This window comes from Leifsonia sp. GW821-FHT13C09 (assembly GCF_058806435.1).
Genome location: NZ_JBXAPS010000001.1, coordinates 1,255,327 through 1,281,583, shown reverse-complemented (window position 1 = coordinate 1,281,583; position 26,257 = coordinate 1,255,327). Strand labels below are relative to the sequence as shown.

29 protein-coding genes are annotated in these 26,257 nt (G+C 72.2%); 23 read left to right on the top strand and 6 right to left on the bottom strand.

Translation table 11 applies throughout. The annotated features are described in order from the left end of the window. From AC1ROW_RS06275 to AC1ROW_RS06260, 4 genes are read left to right on the top strand one after another with little or no spacing between them, the layout of a single operon-like run. Positions 1-693: a uracil-DNA glycosylase gene (locus AC1ROW_RS06275; protein WP_493017976.1), complete on the top strand. Its 693-nt coding sequence runs from the start codon at positions 1-3 to the stop codon at positions 691-693. A gap of 35 nt (positions 694-728) precedes the next feature. After that, positions 729-1,307, top strand: coding sequence for a GNAT family N-acetyltransferase (locus tag AC1ROW_RS06270; RefSeq protein WP_493017975.1), 579 nt, complete (start codon positions 729-731; stop codon positions 1,305-1,307). A 26-nt stretch (positions 1,308-1,333) separates the two neighbouring features. Further along, on the top strand, positions 1,334-1,882 hold the full coding sequence (locus AC1ROW_RS06265; RefSeq protein WP_493017974.1) for a DUF2781 domain-containing protein: 549 nt from the start codon (positions 1,334-1,336) through the stop codon (positions 1,880-1,882). A gap of 1 nt (position 1,883) precedes the next feature. Next, on the top strand, positions 1,884-2,108 hold the full coding sequence (locus AC1ROW_RS06260; protein WP_493017973.1) for a hypothetical protein: 225 nt from the start codon (positions 1,884-1,886) through the stop codon (positions 2,106-2,108). A gap of 24 nt (positions 2,109-2,132) precedes the next feature. On the opposite strand, the gene AC1ROW_RS06255 is transcribed toward AC1ROW_RS06260, so the two are convergent. After that, positions 2,133-2,471, bottom strand: a complete 339-nt coding sequence (locus AC1ROW_RS06255) for a DMT family transporter (protein ID WP_493017972.1) — start codon at positions 2,469-2,471, stop codon at positions 2,133-2,135. A 32-nt stretch (positions 2,472-2,503) separates the two neighbouring features. Between AC1ROW_RS06255 and AC1ROW_RS06250 the strand changes: the two genes are divergently transcribed. The 3 genes from AC1ROW_RS06250 to AC1ROW_RS06240 all read left to right on the top strand — a co-directional run bounded on the left by AC1ROW_RS06250 (position 2,504) and on the right by AC1ROW_RS06240 (position 6,023). Beyond that, entirely contained in the window at positions 2,504-2,908 is a 405-nt protein-coding gene (locus tag AC1ROW_RS06250; RefSeq protein WP_493017971.1) for a VOC family protein, read from the top strand. 193 nt (positions 2,909-3,101) lie between these two features. After that, positions 3,102-4,511 (top strand): amidase, encoded by a 1,410-nt coding sequence (locus AC1ROW_RS06245; RefSeq protein WP_493018369.1) that lies wholly within the window; start codon positions 3,102-3,104, stop codon positions 4,509-4,511. Between the two features lie 138 nt (positions 4,512-4,649). Beyond that, a complete protein-coding gene (locus AC1ROW_RS06240; RefSeq protein WP_493017970.1) occupies positions 4,650-6,023 on the top strand; it encodes a pyridoxal phosphate-dependent decarboxylase family protein in 1,374 nt (457 codons plus the stop codon). Positions 6,024-6,030: 7 nt separating this feature from the next. Here the strand turns inward: AC1ROW_RS06240 and AC1ROW_RS06235 are convergent, their stop codons facing one another. Continuing rightward, entirely contained in the window at positions 6,031-7,827 is a 1,797-nt protein-coding gene (locus tag AC1ROW_RS06235) for a gamma-glutamyltransferase family protein (protein WP_493017969.1), read from the bottom strand. Between the two features lie 56 nt (positions 7,828-7,883). On the opposite strand from AC1ROW_RS06235, the gene AC1ROW_RS06230 reads away from it, so the two are divergent. Next, positions 7,884-8,618: a YoaK family protein gene (locus AC1ROW_RS06230; protein ID WP_493017968.1), complete on the top strand. Its 735-nt coding sequence runs from the start codon at positions 7,884-7,886 to the stop codon at positions 8,616-8,618. Positions 8,619-8,784: 166 nt separating this feature from the next. Here AC1ROW_RS06230 and AC1ROW_RS06225 read toward each other — a convergent pair whose 3' ends face one another. Together AC1ROW_RS06225 and AC1ROW_RS06220 are read right to left on the bottom strand one after the other, a co-directional pair. Next, on the bottom strand, positions 8,785-9,117 hold the full coding sequence (locus AC1ROW_RS06225) for an MmcQ/YjbR family DNA-binding protein (RefSeq protein WP_493017967.1): 333 nt from the start codon (positions 9,115-9,117) through the stop codon (positions 8,785-8,787). Between the two features lie 8 nt (positions 9,118-9,125). Beyond that, on the bottom strand, positions 9,126-9,500 hold the full coding sequence (locus AC1ROW_RS06220) for a DUF1844 domain-containing protein (RefSeq protein ID WP_493017966.1): 375 nt from the start codon (positions 9,498-9,500) through the stop codon (positions 9,126-9,128). A gap of 283 nt (positions 9,501-9,783) precedes the next feature. Here AC1ROW_RS06220 and infC point away from each other — a divergent pair, with 283 nt between their 5' ends. The 15 genes from infC (at position 9,784) to AC1ROW_RS06145 (ending at position 24,945) form a co-directional block, all read left to right on the top strand. Next, a complete protein-coding gene (infC, locus tag AC1ROW_RS06215; protein WP_185278829.1) occupies positions 9,784-10,440 on the top strand; it encodes a translation initiation factor IF-3 in 657 nt (218 codons plus the stop codon). After that, a complete protein-coding gene (gene rpmI, locus AC1ROW_RS06210; protein ID WP_493017965.1) occupies positions 10,440-10,634 on the top strand; it encodes a 50S ribosomal protein L35 in 195 nt (64 codons plus the stop codon). Before infC ends, rpmI begins: the two co-directional genes overlap by 1 nt. Positions 10,635-10,667: 33 nt before the next feature. Continuing rightward, positions 10,668-11,051, top strand: coding sequence for a 50S ribosomal protein L20 (gene rplT, locus AC1ROW_RS06205; RefSeq protein ID WP_185278177.1), 384 nt, complete (start codon positions 10,668-10,670; stop codon positions 11,049-11,051). An 80-nt stretch (positions 11,052-11,131) separates the two neighbouring features. Continuing rightward, complete coding sequence (locus tag AC1ROW_RS06200; protein ID WP_493017964.1) at positions 11,132-11,935, top strand: TrmH family RNA methyltransferase; 804 nt, start codon at positions 11,132-11,134, stop codon at positions 11,933-11,935. Between the two features lie 46 nt (positions 11,936-11,981). Further along, a complete protein-coding gene (locus tag AC1ROW_RS06195) occupies positions 11,982-12,374 on the top strand; it encodes an ArsR/SmtB family transcription factor (RefSeq protein WP_493017963.1) in 393 nt (130 codons plus the stop codon). After that, positions 12,371-13,411 (top strand): SRPBCC family protein, encoded by a 1,041-nt coding sequence (locus AC1ROW_RS06190; protein WP_493017962.1) that lies wholly within the window; start codon positions 12,371-12,373, stop codon positions 13,409-13,411. The genes AC1ROW_RS06195 and AC1ROW_RS06190 overlap by 4 nt, the downstream gene beginning before the upstream one ends. A gap of 73 nt (positions 13,412-13,484) precedes the next feature. Then, positions 13,485-14,525, top strand: coding sequence for a phenylalanine--tRNA ligase subunit alpha (gene pheS / locus AC1ROW_RS06185; protein WP_493017961.1), 1,041 nt, complete (start codon positions 13,485-13,487; stop codon positions 14,523-14,525). Next, complete coding sequence (gene pheT / locus AC1ROW_RS06180; RefSeq protein WP_493017960.1) at positions 14,525-17,068, top strand: phenylalanine--tRNA ligase subunit beta; 2,544 nt, start codon at positions 14,525-14,527, stop codon at positions 17,066-17,068. Before pheS ends, pheT begins: the two co-directional genes overlap by 1 nt. Positions 17,069-17,410: 342 nt before the next feature. Next, positions 17,411-18,460, top strand: coding sequence for an N-acetyl-gamma-glutamyl-phosphate reductase (gene argC, locus AC1ROW_RS06175; protein WP_493017959.1), 1,050 nt, complete (start codon positions 17,411-17,413; stop codon positions 18,458-18,460). Continuing rightward, entirely contained in the window at positions 18,457-19,611 is a 1,155-nt protein-coding gene (gene argJ / locus AC1ROW_RS06170) for a bifunctional glutamate N-acetyltransferase/amino-acid acetyltransferase ArgJ (protein ID WP_493017958.1), read from the top strand. Before argC ends, argJ begins: the two co-directional genes overlap by 4 nt. A gap of 1 nt (position 19,612) precedes the next feature. Continuing rightward, the gene (argB, locus tag AC1ROW_RS06165) at positions 19,613-20,548 is read left to right on the top strand and encodes an acetylglutamate kinase (protein WP_493017957.1); all 936 of its coding nucleotides are present in this window, start codon (positions 19,613-19,615) and stop codon (positions 20,546-20,548) included. Continuing rightward, positions 20,545-21,774 carry an acetylornithine transaminase gene (locus AC1ROW_RS06160; protein ID WP_493017956.1) on the top strand — a complete coding sequence of 410 codons (1,230 nt, stop codon included), beginning with the start codon at positions 20,545-20,547 and terminating at the stop codon, positions 21,772-21,774. Before argB ends, AC1ROW_RS06160 begins: the two co-directional genes overlap by 4 nt. 31 nt (positions 21,775-21,805) lie before the next feature. Continuing rightward, the gene (gene argF / locus AC1ROW_RS06155; RefSeq protein WP_493017955.1) at positions 21,806-22,744 is read left to right on the top strand and encodes an ornithine carbamoyltransferase; all 939 of its coding nucleotides are present in this window, start codon (positions 21,806-21,808) and stop codon (positions 22,742-22,744) included. Further along, positions 22,741-24,195: an argininosuccinate lyase gene (argH, locus tag AC1ROW_RS06150; RefSeq protein WP_493017954.1), complete on the top strand. Its 1,455-nt coding sequence runs from the start codon at positions 22,741-22,743 to the stop codon at positions 24,193-24,195. Before argF ends, argH begins: the two co-directional genes overlap by 4 nt. 120 nt (positions 24,196-24,315) lie before the next feature. Continuing rightward, complete coding sequence (locus AC1ROW_RS06145) at positions 24,316-24,945, top strand: DNA-3-methyladenine glycosylase (RefSeq protein ID WP_493017953.1); 630 nt, start codon at positions 24,316-24,318, stop codon at positions 24,943-24,945. A 3-nt stretch (positions 24,946-24,948) separates the two neighbouring features. On the opposite strand, the gene AC1ROW_RS06140 is transcribed toward AC1ROW_RS06145, so the two are convergent. Together AC1ROW_RS06140 and AC1ROW_RS06135 are read right to left on the bottom strand one after the other, a co-directional pair. After that, entirely contained in the window at positions 24,949-25,548 is a 600-nt protein-coding gene (locus tag AC1ROW_RS06140; RefSeq protein WP_493017952.1) for a hypothetical protein, read from the bottom strand. Further along, positions 25,545-26,171 carry a DNA-binding protein gene (locus tag AC1ROW_RS06135; RefSeq protein ID WP_493017951.1) on the bottom strand — a complete coding sequence of 209 codons (627 nt, stop codon included), beginning with the start codon at positions 26,169-26,171 and terminating at the stop codon, positions 25,545-25,547. Before AC1ROW_RS06135 ends, AC1ROW_RS06140 begins: the two co-directional genes overlap by 4 nt. Positions 26,172-26,257: the final 86 nt, after the last annotated feature.

Genomic DNA, 26,257 nt, shown 5'->3' with positions numbered 1-26,257 from the left:
ATGCCGAAGACTCTGGCGGAGCTCGCCGCCGACGGCTCGATGGACCCGGGCTGGGCGCAGGCGCTCGCCCCGGTCGCCGACCGCATCGCCGGGATGGGCGAATTCCTGCGCGCCGAGGTCGCGGCGGGCCGGCCGTACCTCCCGGCGGGGGAGAACGTGCTCCGGGCGTTCCGTGCGCCGTACTCGGACGTGCGTGTGCTCATCGTCGGCCAGGACCCGTACCCCACGCCCGGCCACCCGATCGGGCTGTCGTTCGCGGTGGAGCGGCACGTGCGCCCGATCCCGCGCAGCCTGCAGAACATCTACCGCGAGCTCCGCGACGACCTCGGCGTCGTGCCGCCGCCGCATGGCGACCTGAGCGCGTGGGCGGACCACGGCGTGATGCTGCTGAACAGGGTCCTGACCGTGCGTCCCGGCGCGCCTGCCTCGCACCGCGGCAAGGGGTGGGAAGCAGTGACCGAGCACGCGATCCGCGCCCTGGTGGAGCGCGGCCGGCCGTTCGTGAGCATCCTCTGGGGTCGCGACGCGGCCACGCTGAAGCCCCTGCTCGGCGGCAACCCGGTCATCGAGTCCCCGCATCCGAGTCCGCTCTCGGCGTCCCGGGGGTTCTTCGGGTCGCGGCCGTTCTCGCGGGCGAACGCGCTGCTGGAGGCGGCGGGGGAGAAGCCGGTGGACTGGTCGCTGACGCCGTAACCCCGGCGAAACGCGCGACGACGTACCCTGGAACCGTGCTGGAAGAGGAATACGAGACCCGCCGGGTGCTGCCGCGCCACCTGCGCAAGCCGGAGCCCGACGAGGCGCCGTTCGACTACGCCATCCGCGAGGCGCGGCCCGAGGACCTGCCCCACGTGCGCGAGATCTACAACCACTACGTCGCCAACAGCACCGTCACCTTCGACGAGGACGCCATGACGCTGAAGGAGTGGAAGAGCAAGTTCGCCTACCTCCACAAGCTCGGGATGCCGTTCATCGTCGCCGAGTCGCCGAGCGGCCAGATACTCGGCTACGCGCTGGTGTCGCCGTGGAAGCAGAAGCGCGCCTACCGCTTCACGGTCGAGAACTCGATCTACCTGGGCGCGGCGTCCACCGGGAAAGGCCTCGGCCCGGTCCTGATGCAGGAACTCATCGACCGCTCCAAGGCCGCGGGCCTGAAGGAGATGATCGCGGTCATCGCCGACAAGGGCGCGGAGGCCTCGATCAAGATGCACGAGAACTTCGGCTTCACCGAGATCGGCCGGATGGGACGCGTCGGCTACAAGTTCGAGCGCTGGCTGGGGACGGTGCTGATGCAGAAATCGCTCAAGTAGGGCTTGTCGCCGCTAGGGTGTCACCCGTGACAACCGCCTCCCCGCGCCCCGGCGAGGTCGCCTCCGCCGCCCCGGCGACGCCCGCGAACCTCCCGCTCCGGAAGCGCCCGTTCGACATCTTCTTCGTCGTGATGTTCTCGCTGTTCAGCCTGACCTGCGTCATCAGCGACGCCATCCCGACGCTCGGCATCCCGCAGACCGCGACGACGACCAACATCCTCGCGCAGTGGAACTACACGTATTCGTCGCAGTACGACCCGCTCTACCAGCACGAGGCGCTCTGGCTGCGGTTCATCACCGGCACGAGCGCGTTCGTGTACCTGCCGTTCTACATCCTGCTGATCGTCTGCCTCGTCAAGGGCTTCAACTGGATCCAGCTGTTCTGCGTGATCTACGCGACCATGATCATCAGCCTGACCGCCATCCCGATCTTCGGCGTCGAATTCTTCGGGCCGGTCGGGGAGCGCACGCCCAACCCGGTCGTCTTCCTGCTCTACAACGGCCCGTATGTCCTCGTGCCGCTGCTGCTCCTCATCCGGATGCGCAAGCCGATGCCGTTCACCAGGAGGTTCTGAGATGCCGCTACTGGAAGATCTGTCCGTCTACGAGGACGGTGACACGTTCACCGTGTACGACCACTCCTACGAGGATGAGGACGCCGAGCCCGGTCGGGGGAGGCTGCTCGGCACCGTCGCGCGGACCGCGGACGGCGGCTACGTCCCGGAGGGACCCGGCGCGATGTTCGCGTGGGTGTCGCCTGCGCGCACGATCGACGACGCGCTCGCCGCGTTCGTCGGCTGAGGCCCCGGGAACGATCCGGCCGGCTCACGCCGCCGGGTGGCGCCCGCCGAGCTCCAGGAGGCCGACGCCGCCGATCAGCAGCACCAGGCCGAGGATCTGCACCCAGGTCAGCGACTCCCGGAAGAACACCCAGGAGATGACGGCGATCGCCGCGACGCCCACCGCCGACCAGATCGCGTAGGCGACGCCGAGCGGGACGCCGCGCGACAACGACTGCGACAGCGCGATGAAGGAGGCGACGTAGCCGACCACGACGATCGCGAACGCCCACCACTTGGAGTTCTCACCCGACGTGAACTTCAGGAACGTCGTCGCGACGACCTCCGTCGCGATGGCGACGGCGAGGAAGATGTAACCCAGCACGGGTCCACGGTACCGATCGGAGGAACACAGGGATGAACGACACAGCACCGGTGCGGCAGTTGCGCATCGTGGTGGAGGCCGAGGACTACGACGAGGCGCTCGCGTTCTTCCGCGACGTCCTCGGGCTGCCCGAGCAGGCGAGCTACGCCGGCGACGGGGGCGCGCGGGTCGCCATCCTCGACGCGGGCCGCGCGACGCTGGAGCTGGCCAACCCGGCGCAGAAGGCGATGATCGACGACGTGGAGGTCGGCCGCCCGGTCGCCCCGCGCATTCGGCTGGCCTTCGAGGTGGACGACGGGCGCACGGTCACCGCACGGCTCGTGGACGCCGGCGCCGAGCTGATCGCGCCGCCGACGGTGACGCCGTGGAACTCGCTGAACGCGCGGCTGGGCACGCCGGGCGACCTCCAGGTGACGGTGTTCCAGGAGTTGGGCTGACGTCCACTATGGGTTTGCCGAGTATCGCGGCCATGTCGTTCGCGGCGACCTAGGCTCACCTCGACGACATCGTCGGGCGGCCCGCGTGGCGGGTCGGCCGAGTGAGGCCGATGGCACAAATCGTGGCCGGGAGCAGGGCTCCCGGCCACGTCCATGTCCGAGGGCATAGCGTGGTCCCGTGGAACTCCATGAGATGACGGCGCTGGCGTTGTGGCAGGAACTGCAGGCGGGGAGGGTGTCGCCGCGGGAGCTGGCCTCCCACTACCTCGACCGCATCGAGCGGCTGAACCCGCAGTTCGGCGCGTTCGTCACCGTCACCCGCGAGCGCGCGCTGGAGCGGGCGGACGAGGTCGCCGCCCGCGTGCCCAAAACCGCGCCGCTCTGGGGGCTGCCCTCCGGCGACAAGGACCTCTGGCTGCGCGCGGGCGTCCCGGCGGGGTTCGGCTCGCGGGTGATGGCCGGCTTCGTGCCCGACCGCTCCGACGAGATCGTGGAGACGCTGGACGCGGCGGGCGCCGTGAGCCTGGGCAAGACGAACGCGCCCGAATTCGGCCTCCCCGCCTACACCGAGTCGCTGGTCGCGCCGCCCGCCCGCAACCCGTGGAACCCCGAGCTCGGCGCGGGCGGGTCGAGCGGAGGCGCGGCCGTCGCGGTGGCCAGCGGGATGCTGCCGTTCGCGCCCGGCTCCGACGGCGGCGGGTCGGTCCGGATCCCCGCCGCGGCGTGCGGCCTGGTCGGGCTCAAGCCCTCGCGCGGGCTGGTGCCCGCCGGGAGCGGCATCGATTCGCTCGCCGGGCTCGTCGTGGCGGGCCCGCTCGCGCGCACCACAGCGGACGCGGCGCTGCTCCTTGACGGGATGATCGCGAAGGTCGGCGGCCGGATCGACCACCACTTCACGCTGCGGGCGCCGTACGAGGACGACGGGCCCTTCCTCGGCACCGCGATCCGCGGGGAGGGGAGGTTCCAGCTCGGCGTGATGACGACCTCCGCGTGGGACGACGCCTACGACATCGTGGTCTCCCCGGAGGCCCGGTCGGCGCTCGACGCGGCGGTCGATGCGTTCGCGGCCATGGGGCACGGGATCGAGGAGACCGCCCTGGAGCCCGACCCGACCTACGCCCCCGCGTTCCGGACGATCTGGCAGGCCGGAGCCGCGCGCATCCCGGCGGACGGCGATGCGCTGGCTCTGCTGGAACCGCTCACCGCCTGGCTCGTGCGGCGCGGCCGGAGCATCCTCGCCCGGGAGCTGAGCGAGGCGCTCAGCGCGCTGACCGCGTACGAGCGCTCCTTCATCCGGCAGCTCGCGTCGTTCGACGCGGTGCTGACGCCGGCGCTCGCCCTGACTCCGCGGCCGGTCGGCTGGTACGACCAGGAGGACGGCGAGCGCAACTTCGAGCAGCAGGTGCTGTACACGCCGTTCACCTCGATGCTGAACGTCAGCGGCCTGCCCGCGATCGTGCTCCCGGTCGCGCAGACGGCGGACGGCCTCCCGATGGGCGTGCAGCTCATCGGCCGCCCCGGAGGCGAGCGCACGCTGCTGTCCCTGGCGGCGCAGCTGGAGCGCCGCCTCCACTGGGAGACCCGCCGCCCGCCGCTCTGGTGACCCGGCCATCTCGCGTCGGCGCCGGAGGAGACCGGCCCGCCCTCACCACCGATCTCCTCCGCTGACCGCTCCGCACTGGCGTGTCGCATCGGCTCTCCTCCGTTGTCCACGGCAACCGGGCAGCGCTACCCTGCCCGTGTGGACGATGAGTTCCGCCCTGTGCTCGGCGAAGCCGCCGTGCTCGCGGGGCGCTGGCTGGACGGCGTACGCGACGGGGCGATCCCGCCGACCGCCGATGTCGAGACGGTCAAGGACGCGCTGGGCCGGCGGCTCCCGGAGCGCGGGCCCGCTGCGACAGAGGTGCTGACGCACTTGGCGTCGGCCGTCGAGCCGGGGCTGATCCGGATGGACTCGCCGCGCTTCCACGGCTGGGTGATCGGCGGCGCGCAGCCCGTCGCGCTCGGCGCCGATTGGCTGGTCGCGGCCTGGGACCAGAACACCGCCCTGCGCGCGGTCACCCCCGGCGTGGTCGCCGCGGAGGAACTCGCCGCCGAGTGGATGCTCGACCTCCTCGGGCTCCCCGCTCAGGCGGAGGTCGGCTACGTGACGGGCGCGACCGCCGCGAACCTCGTCGGCCTGATCTGCGGCCGCGACGAGACGCTGCGCCGCGCCGGCTGGGACGCGCGGACGGACGGGCTGGCGGGAGGGCCCCGTGTACGCCTCCTGGTCGGCGCCGAGCGTCACGGCTCGGTCGACAGCGCCGCGATGCTGGCCGGGCTCGGCGCCGGACGTCCGGTCGGCACCGACGAGCAGGGCCGCCTCCGCGTGGACGCGCTCCGCGAGGCGCTTGCTGAGGGCCACGGCCCGGCGGTCGTGTGCCTGCAGGCGGGCAACGTCCACTCGGGCGCGTTCGACCCGCTGGCCGACGCGATCGAGGTCGCGCACGACGCGGGGGCGTGGGTGCACATCGATGGCGCGTTCGGGCTGTGGGCCGCGGCCGCCCCGCGATTGCGCCACCTCACCGCGGGACTGGCAGGCGCGGACTCCTGGGCGACGGACGCGCACAAGACGTTGAACGTCCCGTACGACTGCGGCCTCGCGATCGTCGCGCACCCGGAGGTGCTGCACGCCTCGATGGCGCAGCACGCCGCCTACCTCGCGGCGATGTCCGGTGCGGCGGATCCCGAGGACCGGGTCCCGGAACTCAGCCGCCGCGCGCGCGGAGTCCCCGTGTACGCGACGCTCGCCCAACTCGGCCGCGCAGGGGTCGCCGACCTCGTCCAGGGCCTCGCGGACGCGGCGAGGATCATCGCGGACGGGCTTGCGACCATCCCCGGGGCGCAGGTGCTCAACGACGTGGTCTACACGCAGGTCTGCGCGACGTTCGGCGACGACGACCGAACGCGCCGGGTGGGGGAGGCGCTCCGGCAGGGCGGGGTCGCGCTGGCGTCGCCGTCCGAGTGGCACGGGAGGGCGGTGCTGCGGTTCTCGGTCAGCAACTGGCTCACCGACCGCGTGGAGGCCGGACGGACTCTGGAGGCGGTGCGGGCGGCCGTGGCCGCGACCGCGTAAGGCGCTCCTACCGCCCCGCCGCGTAGCCCTGCATCCCGCGCGGGTTCGCTGCCGCGCTCAGTACGCCCGTCTCCGGGTCGCGCCCCACCGACGACAGCCGGCCGAGCGTCCACCCGCCGGCCCGCGTCACCACGTGGCCGCGGGCCTCCAGCCCCGCGATGACATCCTCGCCGAGCCGCGACTCCACGACGGCGCCGGCCGGCACCCACGTGCGCGGCCAGAACGACTCCGCCAGCGACGTGGTGTGCAACGCCGGCGCGTCGATCGCCTGCTGCGGTGTGTAACCGCCGACCAGCGTGCGCAGCAGGTAGAGCAGCTGCCACTGGTCCTGCTGGTCGCCGCCCGGCGAGCCGAGGGCGGTCACCGGGAGGCCGTCCCGCAGCACGAGCGTCGGGGTGAGCGTCGTCCGCGGTCGCTTGCCGGGCTGCAGGGTCGAGGCCGAGCCCTCCTCCAGCCAGGTCATCTGCAGGCGGGTGCCGAGGCAGAAGCCGAGCGCCGGGATGGTCGGCGACGACTGCAGCCAGCCTCCCGAGGGCGTCGCGGAGACGATGTTGCCCCAGCGGTCCACTACATCGATGTGACACGTGTCGCCGCGGGTGGTCCCGTCGCGCGCGACGGTCGGCTCGCCGACGCCAGCGATGGCCTCCGCCAGCGGCGGCTCGTACGACGTGCGCAGCGGCGGGAGGAACGGCTCGGCGCCCGCCACCCGGCCCGGACGGAACACGGCTGAGGCTCGGTCGCCGATGAGCGCGCGACGGGCGGCGATGTACTCCGGCGCCAGCAACTCCGCCACGGGGACGCGGGCGTCGCCGAAGTACGCGTCGCGGTCGGCGTAGGCGAGCTTCTGCGCCTCCAGGATGGTGTGCGCGCCGAGCTCGGTGGACGGGTCGAGGCGTTCGTCGTCGAAGCCGTCGAGGATGGCCAGCGTCTCCAGCAGCGCGGGCCCCTGGCCCCACGCGCCCGTCTTCGCGATCGTGTGACCGCGGAACTCCAGCGTCGTCGCCTGCTCGTACCCGGCGCGGAAGGACGCGAAGTCGGACTCCGCGATCACGCCGGCGTGGTCGGTGCCGGGGGAGTGCCGGTGCGGGATGCGCGCGAACGCGGACGCCTCCCGCGCGACGAGGCCGGTCGCCCACTCGGTGCGGGCGGCCTCCACCCGGTCCTCGCGTGTCGCCGCGGCGTCGCCCGCCGCGATCAGCCCGCGCAGGACGCGCGCGTACGCGGGATTGCGGATGAGCTCGCCGGCCTCCGGGACGCGGCCGCCCGGCATCCAGTGCTCGGCGGAGGAGGGCCAGTGCTCGGCGAACAGCCCGGAGACGGTGCGGATCGTCGTACAGACCCGCTCCAGCACGGGATGGCCGTCCTCGGCATAGCCGATCGCGAACGCCAGGACGTCGGCGAGCTCCCAGCTGCCGTGGTCCTTCAGCAGGAGCAGCCACGCGTCGACGGCGCCGGGGACCGCCGCCGCGAGCGCGCCGGCGCCGGGGACGAGCTCCAGCCCCTCCGCCAGGTAGTGCTCCCGAGTCGCCCCCGCCGGGGCCGGGCCCTGGCCCGCGAGCACCACCGGTGTGGGGTCGTCCGCCGTCGCGAACAGCGCCACCAGGTCGCCGCCCGGGCCGTTCAGGTGCGGCTCCACCACGTGCAGCACGAACGCGCCGGCGACGGCGGCGTCGAACGCGTTGCCGCCGCGCTCCAGGACGGCCTGCGCGCTCGCCGTCGCCAGCCAGTGCGTGGAGGCCGACATCCCGAACGTGCCGGTGAGCGTGGGGCGGGAAGTGACGGCGGGGGGAGGGGTGAACGTCATGGACCCCATCCTGCACCGCCGCGGGCCCGACCCGGACTCGAATAGGGTGGACCTCCGTGTCCGTCACTCACCGTCTGGGCCGCACCGACGCCGATCGGCTGCACCTGGCCCTCATGCTCGCCCTCACGTTCTCGACCGGTGTCGTCGACGCCACCGGCTACCTCGGCCTCGACCGGGTCTTCACCGGCAACATGACCGGCAACGTCGTGCTGCTCGGGATGGCGCTGACCGGGACCACGAACCTCCCGATCCTCCGGCCATTGCTGGCACTCGGCGCGTTCCTCGCGGGCGCCGTCGTCGGCAGCCGGCTCGTGCGCCGGGACGACGGCTGGTCGGGCCGGGTGACCGCGACGCTCTGGGTGATCGCGGGGCTCCTGACCGCGATCGCGGTGCTGCTGGCGTTCGCGCTGCACCTCGACCCGGAACTGGTGGGCACCATCGCCACCTCCGCGCTCGGCTTCGCGATGGGGATGCAGGCAGCACTCGCGCGCCGGGTGAAGGTGGCCGACGTCACGACGGTGGTCGTGACCTCCACGCTGACCGGCCTCGCCGCCGACAGCCGCCTCGCCGGCGGGAACGGCTCGTTCTGGGTGCGGCGCGCGCTCGCCGTGCTGCTCATCACCGCGGGGGCTGCGGCGGGCGCGCTCGCGCTGCTCGTGCACGTGTCGCTCGGGGTGCTGGTGTCGGCGGCGATCACGATCGCGGTCGCCTCGCTCGGCCACACGGGCCACCGCGCCCGCGCGTCGGCAACGGAGGAGTCCCCGCTCGACACGCCGGCCGCCGGCAGCTAACGGAGGAGGCCCAACCTCCCGAGGCCCGGATGTCCTCCGTTGCCGACGCCTCGGGGCGCCGCGCCGCGCGTCGCTAGCGGAGGAGGCCCGACCTCCCGAGGCCCGGATGTCCTCCGTTAGCTGTCCCGGGCACGGTTTCGGGCGCCGATCTCCTCCGTTGCCGACGTCAGTCGAGGAGGCGGCGCAGGGACACTGGGGCGCGGTTGCGCCAGGCGTCCGTCATCAGCTCGCGCAGCAGCCCCGGCTCGATGTCGGAGAAGTCGACGTGCGCCGACGACAGGCGCCCGGCGTACCACTGCTCGGAACAGTGCTCCGGCCACGCCGCCGCAGCCTCCCTGATGCCCGCCTCGCCGAGCATCAGGTTGACCGTCGAGGTGTCCGGGTCGAGCATCGTCGCGAAGCGCTTCCCGCGCACGCGGAACGCCGGGAGGCCGCCGTGCTCGTACTCCTCGACCTCCGGGAGGCCCAGAGCGAGCGCGTGCACGGCGGCGGCGTCCATCAGGTCCCCTAGTTGACCGGCCCGGTGTACTTCTCGCCCGGTCCCTTGCCGATCTCGTCCGGGAACGGCGACGCTTCGCGGAACGCCAGCTGCAGCGAGCGGAGGCCGTCGCGCAGGCTGCGCGCGTGCTGGTCGCCGAGGTGCGCGGCGCTCGCCGTCACCAGGCCGGCGAGCGCGTCGATCAGCTTGCGGGCCTCGTCCAAATCGGTCTGGTGCTCGGGGTCGTCCGCCAGCCCGGTCTTCACCGCGGCGGCGCTCATCAGGTGCACGGCGGTGGTCGTGATGACCTCCACCGCGGGGACCTCGGCGATGTCGCGGGTGGCTCCCGCGATCGCCTCCTCCTCGTGGCTGTGACCGTCAGGGATGGGGGATGTGTCGCTCACTGCTTTCCTCTGCTAGAATCGTTCGGGCTCCGGGGCATCTGCCTCGGGACGAAAGTGGAGATTCCTCCCACCCGCGCTTGACCGCTTTACAGGTTACCGGGTCGTTGCACTCCGCCGACGTGCGTCAGCACGGCGGTAGCCAGGGTGCTGCACCAGCCCTGCGAGACGAATCCTTCGGGAAAATCGGGTCGCGGGGCTGCGCTGGTGCGTGGAATCCCCGCTTTCTCCGAACCGTCGAAGGACGGCCGAGCACTCGAAGCATCGCTCATCAGAGGAGACTGACATCAGCGAACCCCGTACGAATGACCGTATCCGCGTCCCCGAAGTTCGACTCGTCGGCCCCAGCGGAGAGCAGGTCGGCGTCGTCAAGATCGAGGTCGCCATCCGACTCGCGCAGGAGGCGGATCTCGACCTGGTCGAGGTCGCGCCCAATTCCAAGCCGCCGGTCGCGAAGATCATGGACTACGGCAAGTTCAAGTACGAGGCTGCGCAGAAGGCCAAGGAGGCCCGGCGCAACCAGGCGAACACCATCCTCAAAGAGGTCCGGTTCCGCCTCAAGATCGACAAGCACGACTACGAGACCAAGCGCAAGCGCGCCGAAGGCTTCCTGAAGTCCGGCGACAAGGTCAAGGCCATGATCCTGTTCCGCGGCCGCGAGCAGTCGCGCCCCGAGCAGGGCGTCCGACTGCTGCAGCGCTTCGCGGAGGACGTCGCCGAGTTCGGCCAGGTCGAGTCGAACCCGACCATCGACGGTCGCAACATGGTGATGATCATCAGCCCGCTCAAGAACAAGTCCGAGGCCAAGGCCGAGGCAAACGCAGTACGTGCCGCTTCCAAGGCGCGCGCCCAGGGGCGCGACCAGGAGGCGGTTGCTGAGACAGCCGACGCTGCTCAGTCCGAAGAGAGTTCGCCCGCCCAGGCGACGAACGAGGAGAAGTAATGCCCAAGCAGAAGTCCCACTCCGGCGCCAAGAAGCGCTTCAAGATCACCGGCAGCGGCAAGGTCATGAAGCAGCAGGCCGGCATGCGCCACAACCTGGAGGTCAAGTCCAGCGACCGCAAGCGCCGCCTGAACGCGGAGCAGGTCGTCCCCGAGGTGGATGCCAAGGTCATCCGCCGGATGCTCGGCAAGTAATCCCCCCGACACGCACGTAAGGAATATCGACTAATGGCAAGAGTGAAGAGGGCCGTCAACGCCCACAAGAAGCGTCGGGTCATCCTCGAGCGCGCCGAGGGCTACCGCGGTCAGCGGTCGCGCCTCTACCGCAAGGCGAAGGAGCAGGTCACCCACTCCCTCGTCTACGCGTACCGTGACCGCCGCCAGAAGAAGGGCGACTTCCGCCGTCTCTGGATCCAGCGGATCAACGCCGCGAGCCGCGCCAACGGTCTCACCTACAACCGCCTCATCCAGGGCCTGGGCCTGGCGGGCGTCGAGGTCGACCGTCGCATCCTCGCCGAGCTGGCCGTGAACGAGCCCGCGACCTTCGCGGCGCTCGTGGAGACCGCGAAGAAGGCCCTCCCGGCCGACACCTCGGCCCCGAAGGCCGCGTAAGCAGCTGCACCACCACGAACGGCCCGGCCGACCTCGCGTCGGCCGGGCCGTTCGGCGTTCCCCGCCGATAAGCTGTGCGCATGCTTGACAACCCGCGCTCGCCGCGCGTCCGCGCCGTCGCGAAGCTCGCGAAGCGTCCCGCCCGTGCCGAGACCGGGCTGTTCCTCCTCGAAGGGCCGCAGGCGGTCTCCGAGGCGCTGACCTACCGACCGGAACTGGTCGTCGAGCTCTACGCGACGCCGACGGCGCTGGAGCGCTACCAGGACATCGCGCAGACCGCCGTGGAGGCCGGTGTCGACGTCGAGTTCGTCACCGAGCACGTGCTCGACACGATGGCCGACACGGTCACGCCGCAGGGTTTCGTGGCCGTGTGCCGGCAGTTCCCGACCTCCGTCCGCGACATCTTCGCCGACGAGCCCCGGCTGGTGGCGATCCTGGAGGAGGTGCGCGACCCCGGCAATGCGGGCACGATCATCCGCGCCGCCGACTCCGCGGGCGCCGACGCCGTCGTGCTCACCGGTCGCACCGTGGACCTCTACAACCCGAAGGTCGTGCGCTCCACGACGGGGTCGCTGTTCCACGTCCCGGTGGCGGTCGGCGCCGACCTCGCCGATGTGGTCGGCCGGGCGCACAGTGCGGGCCTGCAGGTGCTGGCCGCCGACATCAAGGGGGAGGACCTCCTCGCCGCGCGTCAGGAGGGCCAGCTCGCCCGGCCGACCGCGTGGGTGTTCGGGAACGAGGCCCACGGGCTCGCCGACGACCTGCTCGGGCTGGTCGACCGCGTGGTCACGGTGCCGATCTACGGCCGGGCCGAGTCGATGAACCTCGCGACCGCGGCGTCGGTCTGCCTGTACGAGTCGGCCTTCGCACAGCGGTCAGAGTAACCCATAAGGCTTGCGTTATATAACACCGTCTTGATAGATTGCGTGCATGGACGGTCTGGAAGCGGTGGGCGACCCCGTGCGTCGTCGCTTCGTGGAGCTGCTCGCGCGCGGTGAGCGCACGGCGGGCGAGCTCGCGACGCTCGCCGCCGACGAGTTCGGGATCACGCAGCCGGCGGCGTCCCGGCACCTGCGGGTGCTGCGGGAGTCGGGCGTGGTGGCCTCCCGGGTGGACGGGCAGCGCCGCGTCTACGCGCTGGAGCCGGAGGGGCTGGCGGCGGCGGCGGCCTGGTTCGACGGCTTGGGGGCGATGTGGGAGCAGCGGCTGGACGCGCTCGGAACCGAACTGGCGCGCGGACGGCGGCTGCAGCGGGGAGACGCCTCGCGCGTAGTCCGCGGAACCCGGCCCCAGCCCCAGGGCAGAGGAAAGGCCGCATCGTGACCCTCTGGGGAGAGCTCGCCCTCGACGGCGCGCGCCGCTCGCTGACGGTCGAGCGTGAGTATCCCGCGACCGCCGCCGACCTCTGGGCTGCGCTCACCGAACCCGAGCGGCTGGCCCGCTGGATCGGCCGCTACAAGCAGACCGCCGAGGGATTCCGGCTCGCGATGGGCGGCCCGGACGCCGACGCCGTTGTCGACGGTCGCGTTCTGGCGTGCGAGCCGGAACGGCGCCTCCTGGTGACCTGGCGGTTCAGCGGCGCCGGCCAGGTGGAGGCGCCGACCGAGCTGGAGGCCGTCATCGAGCCAGCAGGCGAGGGCCGCGTCCTCCTCACGCTGACGCACCGGCGCGTCCAGGCGATCACGGCCTCCGTGTACGGCGCGGGCTGGCAGGACGTTCTCACCCACCTGGCCCGCGAGCTCGGCGCCGACGCGTCGCCGCAGGAGCACGACGGCTACCTCGGCGAGGCTGCGGATCCGGCGGCGTTCGACGCGGCGCTGGACGAGTACCGCCGCGAGGAGGCCGCGCTGGTCCCCGCGAGGATGGAACGCACCGGCGGTCGGTCCGCCGTCTCGCTTCAGCGCCTCCTCGACGCTCCCGTGGACGAGGTCTGGGACGCCCTCACGCTGCCCGACCGGGTCGGCCGCTGGCTGTGGCCGGTGGTGGAGTGGCCCGACGATCCCGCGCGCGAGCGCCGGCTGCGGCTCGGCGACGTGATGCGGCTCGGCGACGAGAACGTGGCGGGCGCGGTCCAGGTCCTGGAGGTGCTGGAGCTCGAGGAGTGCGCGCACCTCCGCTTCAGCTGGGGCGACGCCGCGGTGAGCATCCGCCTCACGGAGACAGGCGACGGCACGCTGCTGTCGCTCGAGCAAGACGGAGTAGAGGACACCTTCGGCGCCGGGCGGCTGCGCTCGGCGCCCGACTTCGCGGCGGGCTGGCACCAGCTGATCGACCAGCTGACCCTGCTGCTCTCCGGGCTGACCGTCCCGGCGCCCGACCGGCTGTGGGAGGCCGCGTACCTGGTGTACTCGGCGGAATAGCCCTCGGTCCGGCCGCCGAACCTCCCGACTCGGCCGCAGAGCCCTCCTCGTCCACCGACTAAACTGGGGAACCGTGTCTGAAACCACAGAATTCACCGAGGCGACCGTCGACGCGGCCGTCGGCGCGGCGCTCGCCGCGATCGACGCCGCCGGCACCTCGGACGCGCTGAAGGCCGTCCGCCACGACCACACCGCGGAGGGCTCTCCGCTCGCACGGCTGAACGCGGCCATCCGCTCGCTCCCGGGCGACCAGAAGGCCGCGGCGGGCAAGCTCGTCGGCGGCGCGCGTGGCCGCGTGAACCAGGCGCTCGCCGCCAAGGAGGCCGTGATCGCGGCCGAGGAGGACGCCGCCCGGCTCGCCGCCGAGGCTGTGGACGTCACCGCGCTCCCGACCCGCTGGACGCCCGGCGCCCGGCACCCGCTGAGCCTCTTGCAGGAGCGCATCGCCGACATCTTCGTCGGCATGGGCTGGGAGGTCGCGGAGGGCCCGGAGCTGGAGAGCGAGTGGTACAACTTCGACGCGCTCAACTTCGACGCCGACCACCCGGCGCGCGCCATGCAGGACACGTTCTTCGTGGAGCCCACGAACGCGCACCTCGTGATGCGCACGCACACCTCGCCGGTGCAGCTCCGTGCCCTCCTCGGGAACGAGCTGCCGGTCTACCGCATCGCGCCGGGCCGGGTGTTCCGCACCGACGAGTTCGACGCCACGCACCTCCCGGTCTTCACCCAGACCGAGGGCATCGCCGTCGACAAGGGCCTGACCATGGCGCACCTGCGCGGCACGCTCGACCACTTCGCCAAGACGCTGTTCGGCGAGGGCGCGCGCGTGCGCCTGCGCCCCAACTACTTCCCGTTCACCGAGCCGAGTGCCGAGCTCGACCTCTGGCACCCGACCTTCAAGGGCGGCGCGCGCTGGATCGAGTGGGGTGGCTGCGGCATGGTGAACCCGAACGTGCTGCGCTCGGCGGGCATCGACCCGGAGGTCTACTCCGGGTTCGCGTTCGGGATGGGCGTCGAGCGGGCGCTGATGTTCCGCAACGACGTCAAAGACATGCGTGACATGGCCGAGGGCGATGTCCGGTTCTCCCAGCAGTTCGGAATGGTGGTCTGATGCGCGTCCCCCTGAGTTGGCTCGGCGAGTACGTCGACCTGGAGCCCGGCACGACCGCCGAGGAGGTCCACGCCGCCCTCGTGTCCGTCGGGCTCGAGGAGGAGGACGTCCACACCTTCGAGATCACCGGCCCGGTGGTCGTCGGCCAGGTGCTGGAGTTCGAGGAGGAGCCGCAGAGCAACGGCAAGACCATCCGCTGGTGCCGCGTGCGCGTCGCGCCCGAAGGGCAGAAGGCCGCCGACGGCGGCGAGGACGTGCGCGGCATCGTCTGCGGCGCCCGCAACTTCTTCGCCGGGGACAAGGTCGTCGTGACGCTGCCCGGCTCGATCCTGCCCGGCCCGTTCCCGATCGCCGCGCGCAAGACCTACGGCCACGTCTCGGACGGCATGATCGCCTCCGCGCGCGAGCTCGGCCTCGGCGACGACCACGAGGGCATCCTGCGGCTGAAGACGCTGGGTCTCGACCCGGAGGTCGGCACCGACGCCATCTCGCTGCTCGGGCTGGACGACACCGCGGTGGAGGTCAACGTCACCCCCGACCGCGGCTACGCCTTCTCGATCCGCGGCATCGCCCGCGAGTACTCGCACGCGACCGGGGCGGCGTTCCGTGACCCGGCTGAGGCGGTCCGCGTGCACTCCGCGGGCGCGCACGCGCACGGCTTCAGCGTGACGATCGACGACCGCGCCCCGATCCGCGGGCGCGTCGGGGCCACGGTCTTCGTGACGCGCGTGGTCCGCGACGTCGACGGCTCCCGGCCCACCCCGCCGTGGATGGTGGCTCGGCTGAAGCTCGCCGGCGTCCGCTCCATCTCGCTCATCGTGGACATCACCAACTACGTGATGCTCGAGCTCGGCCAGCCGATCCACGGCTACGACCTGGACAAGCTGTCCGGCGGCATCGTCGTGCGCCGCGCCCACCCGGGCGAGACCCTGGTGACCCTGGACGACCAGACCCGCAGGCTGGACGTCGAGGACCTCCTCATCACCGACGAGTCCGGTGCCATCGGCCTGGCCGGCGTGATGGGCGGCGCGTCCACCGAGATCGGCGCAGGCACCAGGAACGTGCTCGTGGAGGCGGCGAACTTCGACCCGGTGTCGATCGCGCGCACCGCCCGCCGGCACAAGCTGCCGAGCGAGGCGTCCAAGCGTTTCGAGCGCGGCGTCGACCCGCGCGTCGCCGTCGCGGCGGCCGCACGCGTCGTGCAGCTCCTGGAGCAGCTGGCCGGCGGCCACGCCGACGAGCTCGGCTCGCTGCTGGACACGGCCGGGGAGGCCGAGCCGATCCGCCTGCCGAGCGACTACATCCCGAACCTGATCGGCGTGGAGTTCACGGACGACGAGGTGCGCGGCGCGCTCGCCGAGATCGGCGGGACCGTGACCGGCGACGCCGACGGCCTGCTGGTCGTGCCGCCGAGCTGGCGTCCCGACCTGCGCGACAAGTCCGACCTGGCCGAGGAGGTCGCCCGGATCGTCGGGTTCGACCGCATCCCGTCGGTGCTGCCCGTCGCGCCTCCCGGCCGCGGCCTGACGCGCGCGCAGAAGCTGCGCCGCGCCGTCGCCCAGATGCTCGCCGACAACGGCGCGACCGAGGTGCTCGCCTTCCCGTTCGTCTCGGAGGCGGAGAACGACCTGTTCGGCTCGCCCGAGGCCGGCGGCGTGCCCGCTGTGCGGCTGGCCAACGCGCTCGACGCGACCGCCCCCTACCTGCGCACGTCGCTGCTCCCGGGCCTCATCGACGTGGCCAAGCGCAACCTCGCGCGCGGCCTGGTCGACCTCCGCATCTACGAGCTCGGCACCGTGTTCCTGCCCGGAGGGGGCGTGCTCGGCAGCGAGGAGCTGCCGCTCGGCGCGGCCCTTCCTGGCGATGACGTGCTCGCCGGCCTCAACGCGGGCATCCCCGCGCAGCCGCGCCACCTGGCCGGTCTGATCGTCGGCAACACGGTGGAGAAGCAGCCGGGCCAGGCTCCCGTGGCCGCCGGCGTGGCCGACGCGCTCACGGCGGTTCAGCAGACCGCGACCGCCGTCGGCGTGCGCGTCGAGCCGGTGCAGAGCCGCCACCAGGCCCTCCACCCGGGGCGCACGGCCCAGCTGGTCGCGCACGCCGCGGACGGCACGCGCGTCACGGTCGGCTACGCCGGCGAGCTGCTGCCCGCGATCGCGGAAGACCTCGACCTCCCGCGCGTGGTGGCCGTCTACGAGCTCGACCTGGACGCGCTGATCGCCGTGGCGCCCGCCGACATCGTCGCGGGCGTGATCGCCGGCTTCCCGGCGGCGACGCAGGACCTCTCCCTCGTCGTGCGCGACGAGGTCCCGGCCGGCGAACTGATGGCCGCGGTCCGGGAGGGCGCCGGCACGCTCCTGGAGGACATCCGCCTGGTCGACGACTACCGCGGCGCCGGCCTCCCGGCCGACCACAAGAGCATCACCTTCGCGCTGCGCTTCCGTGCCGACGACCGCACGCTGACGGCAGCCGAGGCCAGCGAGGCGAAGCTCGCCGGCGCCGCTCGCGCCGACGAGCTCTTCGGCGCCCACATCCGCGAGTAGCCACCGACGATTCGTGCCGAATGTCGCGTTAGCCTCCGCCAATCACGACATTCGGCACGAATCGCGACGACGACATTCGGCACGAATGTCGACTCTCGCGCCGCCAGACGCGACATTCGGCACGAATCGCGGCGCCCTGGGGCGTTGTGTGACGGGCGCGATTTGGCGGCCGACCCGGCCAGGGCGCTAGGGTGGTCTACATGCTTAACGTCGGTGCCCCCTCGATGCGCCGACGCCTGCGCGACCGCCGAATCTAGGCGGCGCTCGGGCGACCCTTCGCGGTCGGACAGGGGCGTCGCCGGATCCTCGGCCCCCTGTCGTCCACCTCATCAAGGAACAAGCATGACTTTCTCGGTTGCCGTCGCCGGTGCCTCCGGGTACGCGGGTGGCGAGCTGCTGCGCATCCTCGCCGATCACCCCGATTTCGAGATCCGCACCGTGACCGCGCACAACAACGCCGGTCATCCGCTCGCCGCGCACCAGCCGCATCTGCGCTCGCTCGCCCACCTCACCCTCTCCGAGAGCACGCCGGAGAACCTCGCCGGCCACGACGTCGTCTTCCTGGCGCTGCCGCACGGCCGCTCGGGGGAGGTCGCCGCGCAGCTGCCCCACGACACGCTCGTGGTCGACGCCGGCGCCGACCACCGGCTGGAGGACCCCGCCGACTGGGCGGCGTTCTACGGCGGCGAGTACTACGGCTCCTGGGCGTACGGCGTCCCCGAACTCCTGGTCGGACCGGATGGCGCCAAGCAGCGCGCGAACCTCGCCGCCGCCACCCGCATCGCCGCACCCGGCTGCAACGCGAGCGCGGTCTCGCTCGCCCTCGCGCCCGGTATCCACGCCGGCGTGATCGAGGAGGAGGACATCGTCAGCGTCCTCGCCGTCGGGCCGTCCGGCGCCGGGAAGTCGCTCAAGACGATGTACCTGGCCAGCGAGATCCTCGGCTCCGCCAACCCGTACGCGGTCGGCGGGACGCACCGGCACATCCCGGAGATCCAGCAGAACCTGCGCAAGGCCGGTGCCGTCGCGCCGACCCTGTCGTTCACGCCGGTGCTCGTGCCGATGTCGCGCGGCATCCTGGCGACCTCCACTGCTCGGGTGAAGCCGGGGGTGACTGCCGCACACGTCCAGGAGGTCTGGGAGGCCGCCTACGCCGACGAGCCTTTCGTCCACGTCCTTCCGGCCGGCAGTGTGCCGCGCACCGCGGACGTGCTGGGCTCGAACACCGTGCTGATCGGGGTCGCCCTCGATCAGGCGGCGGGCCGGGTCGTCACCGTGCTCGCGATCGACAATCTGTACAAGGGAACGGCCGGCGCGGCGATCCAGTCCGCGAACCTCGCTCTCGGACTCGCCGAGACCGCCGGCCTCAGTGTGAACGGAGTCGCGCCATGAGCGTCACCACCGCCAAGGGATTCTCGGCCGCGGGCGTCGTCGCCGGCCTCAAGTCCAGCGGCAAGCGCGACCTCGCGCTCGTCCAGAACCGCGGGCCGCTCACCGCGGCGGCGGCGGTCTTCACGACGAACCGCTGCAAGGCGAACCCCGTCCTCTGGAGCGAGCGGGTCATCGCGGACGGCGTCGTGTCCGCCATCGTCCTCAACTCCGGCGGCGCCAACTGCTACACCGGCGCGCAGGGCTTCCAGACCACGCACGCGACGGCGGAGGCCGTCGGTTCGGCCCTCGGCGTCTCCGCCGGCGACGTGCTGGTCTGCTCCACAGGCCTGATCGGCGACCAGCTCGACGTCGACAAGCTGACCGCGGGGGTCGCCCAGGCGGCCACCGCGCTCGCGGGCGACTCCGGGCTCGGCGCCGCCGAGGCGATCATGACCACCGACACCCGGCCGAAGCAGGCCGAGCAGGTCTCGCCGGCCGGCTGGGCGGTCGGCGGCATGGCCAAGGGCGCGGGGATGCTCGCACCAGGGCTGGCGACGATGCTCGTGGTCATCACCACCGACGCCGTGCTCGACTCCGCGCAGCTCGACACCGCGCTCCGCGCCGCCACCCGGGTCACCTTCGACCGGCTCGACTCGGACGGCTGCATGTCCACCAACGACACCGTCGCGCTGCTCGGCTCCGGCGCCAGCGGCGTCACGCCGGATCTCGCGGAGTTCACGCTCGCGCTCACCGAGGTGTGCCGCAGCCTGGCCAAGCAGCTCCAGGAAGACGCCGAGGGCGCCTCCCACGACGTCACGATCGAGGTCGTCAACGCCCGCACCGAGGACGACGCCGTGGCGGTCGGCCGCGCGGTGTCCCGGTCCAATCTGTTCAAGGCGGCCATCTTCGGCAACGATCCGAACTGGGGCCGGGTGCTCGCCGCAGTCGGCACGACCGACGCCGAGTTCGACCCGTACGGGATCGACGTCGCGATCAACGGCGTGCAGGTGTGCACGGCGGGGGAGCCGGACCAGCCGCGCGACCTCGTCGACCTGACGCCGCGTGCCGTGCATGTGCTCATCGACCTGCACGCGGGCGACGAGACGGCGGCCATCCTCACCAACGACCTGACCCACGACTACGTCCACGAGAACAGTGCCTACTCCAGCTGAGATGACCACAGTGACCGACGACACCGCCACCGCCGACACCGACACCGCAGAGGCCGCCGAGCACGCCGCCGCCGCGGACAAGGCCGCGACCCTCATCGAGTCGCTGCCCTGGCTGAAGACCTTCCACGACCGCATCATCGTGGTGAAGTTCGGCGGCAACGCGATGGTGAACGACGACCTCCAGCGCACCTTCGCCGAGGACATCGTCTACCTGCGCTATGCCGGCCTGCGCCCGGTGGTCGTGCACGGCGGCGGCCCGCAGATCTCCGCGATGCTCGATCGGCTCGGCATCGAGAGCGAGTTCCGCGGCGGCTACCGGGTGACCACGCCCGAGGCGATGGACGTGGTCCGTATGGTGCTGACCGGGCAGATCAACCGCGACATCGTGAGCAACATCAACAAGCACGGGCCGCTCGCCGCCGGGCTCTCCGGGGAGGACGCCGGCCTGTTCCAGGGCCGCAAGCGCGGCGCCGTGGTCGACGGCGACGAGGTGGACCTCGGCCTGGTCGGCGACGTCATCGGGGTGAATCCGGAGGCCGTGCTCGCCCAGCTCGACGCCGGCCGCATCCCGGTGGTCTCCTCGATCGCGCCGGACATCGACGACCCGGGCCAGGCGCTCAACGTCAACGCCGACGCCGCGGCGGCCGCGCTCGCCGTCGCGCTCGGGGCGGCCAAGCTCGTCATCCTGACCGACGTCGCCGGGCTCTACAGCGACTGGCCGAACCGCGACTCCCTGCTGTCCAAGATCGCCGCGCCCGAGCTGCGCGAGCTGCTGCCGTCGCTGGAGTCCGGAATGATCCCCAAGATGGCGGCCTGTCTGGACGCCGTCGACGGCGGCGTCCCCAAGGCTGCGATCATCGACGGCCGCGTGGCGCACTCGATCCTGCTCGAGGTCTTCACGCAGTCCGGAATCGGAACGGAGGTGGTGCCGGCATGAGCGCATCGGCCACGCACAGCATGGACGCGAACACCCAAGGGCGCTGGAAGCCGCGCTTCGGCGACGCCATGATGCGCACGCTCGCGACACCCAAGCTCATGCTCGCCCGCGGCGAGGGCTGCCGGGTCTGGGACGTCGACGGCAACGAGTACCTCGACTTCCTCGCCGGCATCGCGGTCAACTCGCTGGGCCACGCGCATCCGGTGCTGGTGGAGGCGGTGAGCAGCCAGGTGGCGACGCTCGCGCACGTCTCCAACTACTTCTCGACAGCGCCGCAGCTGGAGCTCGCCGAGCGCCTGCGCGCGATCACCGGCGCGGGGGAGCACGGCCGCATCCTGTTCGGCAACTCCGGCGCCGAGGCCAACGAGGCCGCCTTCAAGCTTGCACGGCTCAACAAGGGACCGCACGGCAAGCGCACGCGGGTGCTCGCCCTGCACAACGCCTTCCACGGCCGCACGATGGGTTCGCTCGCGCTGACCGGCAAGCCGCCGATGCGCGAGGCGTTCGAGCCGCTGCCCGGCGGTGTCGAGCACATCGACTCGACCATCCACGCGCTGGAGGCCGCGATCGACGACCGCGTGGCGGCGCTGTTCGTGGAGCCGATCAAGGGCGAGGCCGGCGTGCTCGACCTCCCGGAGGGCTTCCTCCAGCGGGCCCGCGAGCTCACCGAGCAGCACGGCGCGCTGCTGATCATCGACGAGATCCAGACCGGCATCGGCCGCACCGGTCGCTGGTTCGCATACCAGCACGCCGGCATCCTCCCCGACGCGATCACGGTCGCGAAGGGCATCGCCGGTGGCGTGCCGATCGGCGCCCTCATCACCTTCGGGCGCGCCTCGGAGCTGTTCAGCCAGGGCCAGCACGGCTCGACGTTCAGCGGCAACCCGCTGGCGACGGCCGCGGGCAACGCGGTGATCGGCGAGATCGAGCGCGCCGACCTGGTCGGCAACGCCGCCCGTCGCGGCGAGGAGCTGCGTGCGATCCTGCGCTCCTACAACTCGCCGCTGATCGGCGACATCCGCGGCGCGGGCCTGCTGATCGGCGTCGGGCTCACAGACGGCGAGGCGCACCGGCTCTCCGACGCGGCGCTCGCCAACGGCCTCATCATCAACGCGCCGAACGAGGCGAGCATCCGGCTCGCGCCGCCGCTGATCGTGGGCGACGCCGAGCTGGCGGAGTTCCGCGAGCGGTTCGGCCGCGCGCTCGCCGACGTCCACGCCTCCTGACCTTCCGACCGACGCAGACCAAGGACTCCCGATGACCCGTCATTTCCTCCGCGACGACGACCTGAGCCCGGCCGAGCAGGCCGAGGTGCTCGACCTGGCCGCGCGCCTGAAGGCCGACCGCTTCTCGGCGAAGCCGCTCTCCGGCCCGCAGACAGTCGCCGTGATCTTCGACAAGACCTCGACCCGCACGCGCGTCTCGTTCGCCGTCGGGATCGCGGACCTCGGCGGCAGCCCGCTGATCATCCAGAGCGGCGAGAGCCAGCTCGGCGGCAAGGAGTCGCTGGCCGACACCGCCCGCGTGCTGGAGCGCATGGTCGCCGCGATCGTCTGGCGCACCTTCGCGCAGACCGGGCTGGAGGAGATGGCGGAGGGCACGACCGTCCCCGTGATCAACGCGCTGTCGGACGAGTTCCATCCCTGCCAGATCCTCGCCGACCTGCAGACCGTCCGCGAGCACAAGGGCCGCACCGAGGGGCTGACGCTCGCGTTCTTCGGCGACGGCGCCAGCAACATGTCGCACTCCTACCTGCTGGGTGGGGCGACCGCTGGGATGCACGTGCGTGTCGCGGCGCCCGCGGCGTACGCGCCCGACGCGGCGGTCGTCGCCGACGCGGCCGCGATCGCCGAGCGCACCGGCGGCTCGGTCGGCGTCTTCACTGACGCCCGGGAGGCCGCGGCCGGCGCCGACGTCGTCATCACCGACACCTGGGTGTCGATGGGCAAGGAGGACGAGAAGGCCGAGCGCGTCGCCGTCTTCGGCGACTATACGGTGAACGCCGAGCTGATGGGGCTCGCGGCGGACGACGCCGTGTTCCTGCACTGCCTGCCCGCCTACCGCGGCCTGGAGGTGACGGCCGACGTGATCGATGGGCCGCAGTCGGTGATCTGGGACGAGGCCGAGAACCGCCTCCACGCCCAGAAGGCGCTGCTCGCCTGGCTGCTTGCGAAGAACGAGGAGGGGGCGGCATGACCGACACGAACGACGGCGTCGGCAAGACCGACGAGGGCAAGCTCTGGGGCGCGCGCTTCGCGGGCGGACCCTCGCCCGAGCTGGCCGCGCTGAGCAAATCCACCCACTTCGACTGGGCGCTCGCGTCCTACGACATCGCGGGCTCCCGGGCCCACGCCCGCGCGCTCGCGGCCGCGGGCTATCTCGACGACGTGGAGCTCGCCGGGATGATCGGCGCCCTCGACGTCCTGGAGACCGACGTGATCTCCGGCTCCTTCGCCGCCGCCGAGAGCGATGAGGACGTCCACGGCGCCCTGGAGCGCGGCCTGATCGAGCGGGCGGGCGCCGAGCTCGGCGGCAAGCTCCGCGCGGGCCGGAGCCGCAACGACCAGATCGCGACGCTGGTGCGCCTCTACCTGCGCGACCACGCCGGCATCATCGCGGAGCGGCTGATCGCCCTCATCGACGCGATCGCCGCCCAGGCGGACGCGCATCCCACCGCGATCATGCCCGGACGCACCCACCTGCAGCACGCGCAGCCCGTGCTGCTCGCCCACCACCTGCTCGCGCACTGCTGGCCGCTCGTGCGCGACCTGGAGCGGCTGGCCGACTGGGACCGGCGCGCGAACGTCTCGCCGTACGGCTCCGGGGCGCTCGCCGGCTCCACGCTCGGCCTCGACCCGCTGCTGGTCGCCCGCGAGCTCGGCTTCGCGACCAGCTCGGAGAACTCGATCGACGGCACCGCCGCGCGCGACGTCGTGGCCGAGTTCGCGTTCGTCGCCGCTCAGATCGGCGTCGACGTGTCGCGCTTCGCCGAGGAGATCATCCTCTGGAACACGCGCGAGTTCGGCTTCGTGACCCTGGACGACTCGTACTCCACGGGCTCGTCGATCATGCCGCAGAAGAAGAACCCGGACATCGCCGAGCTCGCGCGCGGCAAGGCCGGCCGTCTCATCGGCAACCTGACCGGCCTGCTGACGACGCTCAAGGGCCTCCCGCTGGCGTACAACCGCGACCTCCAGGAGGACAAGGAGCCGGTGTTCGACTCGGTGCAGACGCTGGAGGTCGTCCTCCCCGCGTTCGCCGGCATGGTCTCGACGCTGCGCTTCCACACCGACCGGATGGCGGAGCTCGCGCCGCAGGGCTTCTCGCTCGCGACCGACGTCGCCGAGTGGCTGGTGAAGCAGCACGTGCCGTTCCGGAACGCGCACGAGATCACCGGCAGCCTGGTGAAGTTCGCCGAGGACAACGGCCTGGAGCTGAGCGACCTGACGGACGAGCAGCTCGCGGCTGTCTCGCCGCTCCTCACCCCGGAGGTGCGTTCGGTGCTCACCGTCGAGGGTTCTGTCGCGAGCCGTACCGGGGCCGGCGGGACCGCTCCCGACCGGGTCGCCGACCAGCTCGCGGCGCTGACGGAACGGGTTCGCGCCCTCACCCGCGCGCTCGTCGCGACGCGGCGGGACCTGGGCTGATGGCCGGCAGGCGCCCGGCCTGGCTCATCCCGCTGATCGTCGTCGTGGCGGTCGCGGTGATCGTCGTCGGCCTGATCGTCACCGTCGTGGCCGGCGGCCGGATCTTCTGAGCGGGGGCCGATGACGCTCTACCGGCCCGGGCGCGACGTGTTCACCGCGTCGGCGCTGGAGGTCGCCCCGAAACTGCTCGGCGCTGTGCTCCGCCACGAGACGGAGGAGGGCGTCGTCGGCATCCGGATCAGCGAGGTGGAGGCCTACGTCGGCGACGGCGTGGACCCCGGCTCGCACTCGTTCCGAGGCCGCACCAAGCGCAACGCGGTGATGTACGGCGATCCCGGCCACCTGTACACGTACTTCACGTATGGGATGCACGTCTGCGCGAACGTGGTGTGCTCGCCGGAGGGGTTCTCGTCGGCGGTGCTGCTCCGCGCCGGGGAGGTAGTGGAGGGCGCCGAGCTGGCGGCCCATCGGCGTGGCGGTCCCGTCGGCCGGGCGATCCCGGCGCGCGACCTGGCCCGGGGCCCTGCGCGGCTCGTGGTGGCCGCGGGCATCCTGCTGTCCGAGAACGGCTCCGACCTGTTCGCGCCCCCGTTCGAGCTGGAGCTGCCGAGCGTGCAGCCGGCCTATGAGACCGGGCCGCGCACCGGCGTCTCCGGCGCCGGCGGGAGCGTGACGTTCCCGTGGCGGTACTGGCTGCCCGGCGACCCGACGGTGAGCCCCTACAAGCGGCACCCGAAGTCGCACGACTGACGGTCAGGCGACGGCGAAGCGGAAGAGCCCGGCGCAGACGCACGCCCAGATCAGGCTGACCAGGGTGCCGATGATGAAGCGCTCGCGAGCCTCCGGCGCCTCAAGCTCGGTGAAGCGGCCCACACCCTTGATCGCGACGATGACGCCGAGCGCCTCCGGGAAGCCGGCCATGATCGAGCCCGTGGTCGCGAAGCGCTCCAGGTAGCCGATCGTCATCCCGCCGCGCAGCACCTCGCGCGTCTCCTCGATCCCGCTGACCCGGTCGTGCACGACGATGCCGCCGTGGACGCCCGGCACCGATGTGCTCCGGGTCGCGAGCGCGAGGGCGAGCTGTGCGGCCGGACCCCCGCCGACGACGCTCAGCGCGAGGGCGACGACGCCGATCAGCATGCGGAAGACGAGGGGGGCGCCGTGCTGGGGGAGCGCGACGAGGAGGAATGCGAGCCCGAGCAGGCCGACCGCGGTGTAGACCAGTGGCCGGCGCGGCGCGCGGAGCGTGGCGATCATGCAGCACACGGCGGCGATGGCGCTGATCAGCGCGAGGGCCCAGAGGATGATCGGCAGGACGGCGGCGAGGAGCTGCGGCACGGGCAGGGGCGTCATCCATCCTCCGGTCGTTCGGCCGACTGCTGGGCTGCGTCGGCGGTCCCCAACAGCCTAACCAGGGCCGGCTGCGCCGCCAGGTCGGCGCGCAGGCCGGCCGCGCGGGCGCGATCGCTGGCGGACTGCGGGGTGATGCCGAGCCTGGCTGCCGCCTCGGCCTGCGTCAGGCCGCCGGCGACCAGGTCGTACAGCTCCCAGCCCGCGTCGGTCCGTGCCGCCCGGAGGGTCAGCAGGAGTCCGATGAGGGCCTCGGCGTCCGCTGCGGGGTCCGGCGCGACGACGGCCTCCGCGGCGAAGCGGAGGGGCGCGCGTTTGGCGCGGGTGACCGCGGCCCGGGCGGCGACGAACGCGTCGCCGCTGGCCTCCCTGGTCGCGCCGGGCAACGGCGATCGCACGCCGCCGATGCCGAGGCCGACGCTCCAGGCGCCCCCGCGGGTGAGCGCTGTGACGATGTCGAGGGCGGTGGCCGGGTCGGCCGTCAGTGCCTGGAGCTCGTCTCCGGCGTTCCGATCGGCGGGCAGCGCGAGGCGGTCGCCGTGGCGCTCGTTCAGTGCTGCCAGTGCGGGCGCGACGATGTCGGGCCGGCTGCGGCTGTCGACTTGGTCGGCGGTGACGACGAACATGGACGCTTCTTCCGTGTCAGGACTCTGAGCCTGATCAAGATGATATCAGGCCGTGGAGCCTGTCTCAAGCATACTCAGGCTTACAG

Bases quoted from the DNA above. Each gene is read 5' to 3' on its own strand.
- AC1ROW_RS06275 (WP_493017976.1), top strand. From the start codon at position 1: ATGCCGAAGACTCTGGCGGAGCTCGCCGCCGACGGCTCGATGGACCCG.
- AC1ROW_RS06260 (WP_493017973.1), top strand. From the start codon at position 1,884: ATGCCGCTACTGGAAGATCTGTCCGTCTACGAGGACGGTGACACGTTC.
- AC1ROW_RS06250 (WP_493017971.1), top strand. From the start codon at position 2,504: ATGAACGACACAGCACCGGTGCGGCAGTTGCGCATCGTGGTGGAGGCC.
- AC1ROW_RS06245 (WP_493018369.1), top strand. From the start codon at position 3,102: ATGACGGCGCTGGCGTTGTGGCAGGAACTGCAGGCGGGGAGGGTGTCG.
- AC1ROW_RS06235 (WP_493017969.1), bottom strand. From the start codon at position 7,827: ATGACGTTCACCCCTCCCCCCGCCGTCACTTCCCGCCCCACGCTCACC.
- AC1ROW_RS06225 (WP_493017967.1), bottom strand. From the start codon at position 9,117: ATGGACGCCGCCGCCGTGCACGCGCTCGCTCTGGGCCTCCCGGAGGTC.
- rpmI (WP_493017965.1), top strand. From the start codon at position 10,440: ATGCCCAAGCAGAAGTCCCACTCCGGCGCCAAGAAGCGCTTCAAGATC.
- rplT (WP_185278177.1), top strand. From the start codon at position 10,668: ATGGCAAGAGTGAAGAGGGCCGTCAACGCCCACAAGAAGCGTCGGGTC.
- AC1ROW_RS06200 (WP_493017964.1), top strand. From the start codon at position 11,132: ATGCTTGACAACCCGCGCTCGCCGCGCGTCCGCGCCGTCGCGAAGCTC.
- AC1ROW_RS06195 (WP_493017963.1), top strand. From the start codon at position 11,982: ATGGACGGTCTGGAAGCGGTGGGCGACCCCGTGCGTCGTCGCTTCGTG.
- pheT (WP_493017960.1), top strand. From the start codon at position 14,525: ATGCGCGTCCCCCTGAGTTGGCTCGGCGAGTACGTCGACCTGGAGCCC.
- argC (WP_493017959.1), top strand. From the start codon at position 17,411: ATGACTTTCTCGGTTGCCGTCGCCGGTGCCTCCGGGTACGCGGGTGGC.
- argJ (WP_493017958.1), top strand. From the start codon at position 18,457: ATGAGCGTCACCACCGCCAAGGGATTCTCGGCCGCGGGCGTCGTCGCC.
- argB (WP_493017957.1), top strand. From the start codon at position 19,613: ATGACCACAGTGACCGACGACACCGCCACCGCCGACACCGACACCGCA.
- AC1ROW_RS06160 (WP_493017956.1), top strand. From the start codon at position 20,545: ATGAGCGCATCGGCCACGCACAGCATGGACGCGAACACCCAAGGGCGC.
- argF (WP_493017955.1), top strand. From the start codon at position 21,806: ATGACCCGTCATTTCCTCCGCGACGACGACCTGAGCCCGGCCGAGCAG.
- argH (WP_493017954.1), top strand. From the start codon at position 22,741: ATGACCGACACGAACGACGGCGTCGGCAAGACCGACGAGGGCAAGCTC.
- AC1ROW_RS06145 (WP_493017953.1), top strand. From the start codon at position 24,316: ATGACGCTCTACCGGCCCGGGCGCGACGTGTTCACCGCGTCGGCGCTG.
- AC1ROW_RS06140 (WP_493017952.1), bottom strand. From the start codon at position 25,548: ATGACGCCCCTGCCCGTGCCGCAGCTCCTCGCCGCCGTCCTGCCGATC.
- AC1ROW_RS06135 (WP_493017951.1), bottom strand. From the start codon at position 26,171: ATGTTCGTCGTCACCGCCGACCAAGTCGACAGCCGCAGCCGGCCCGAC.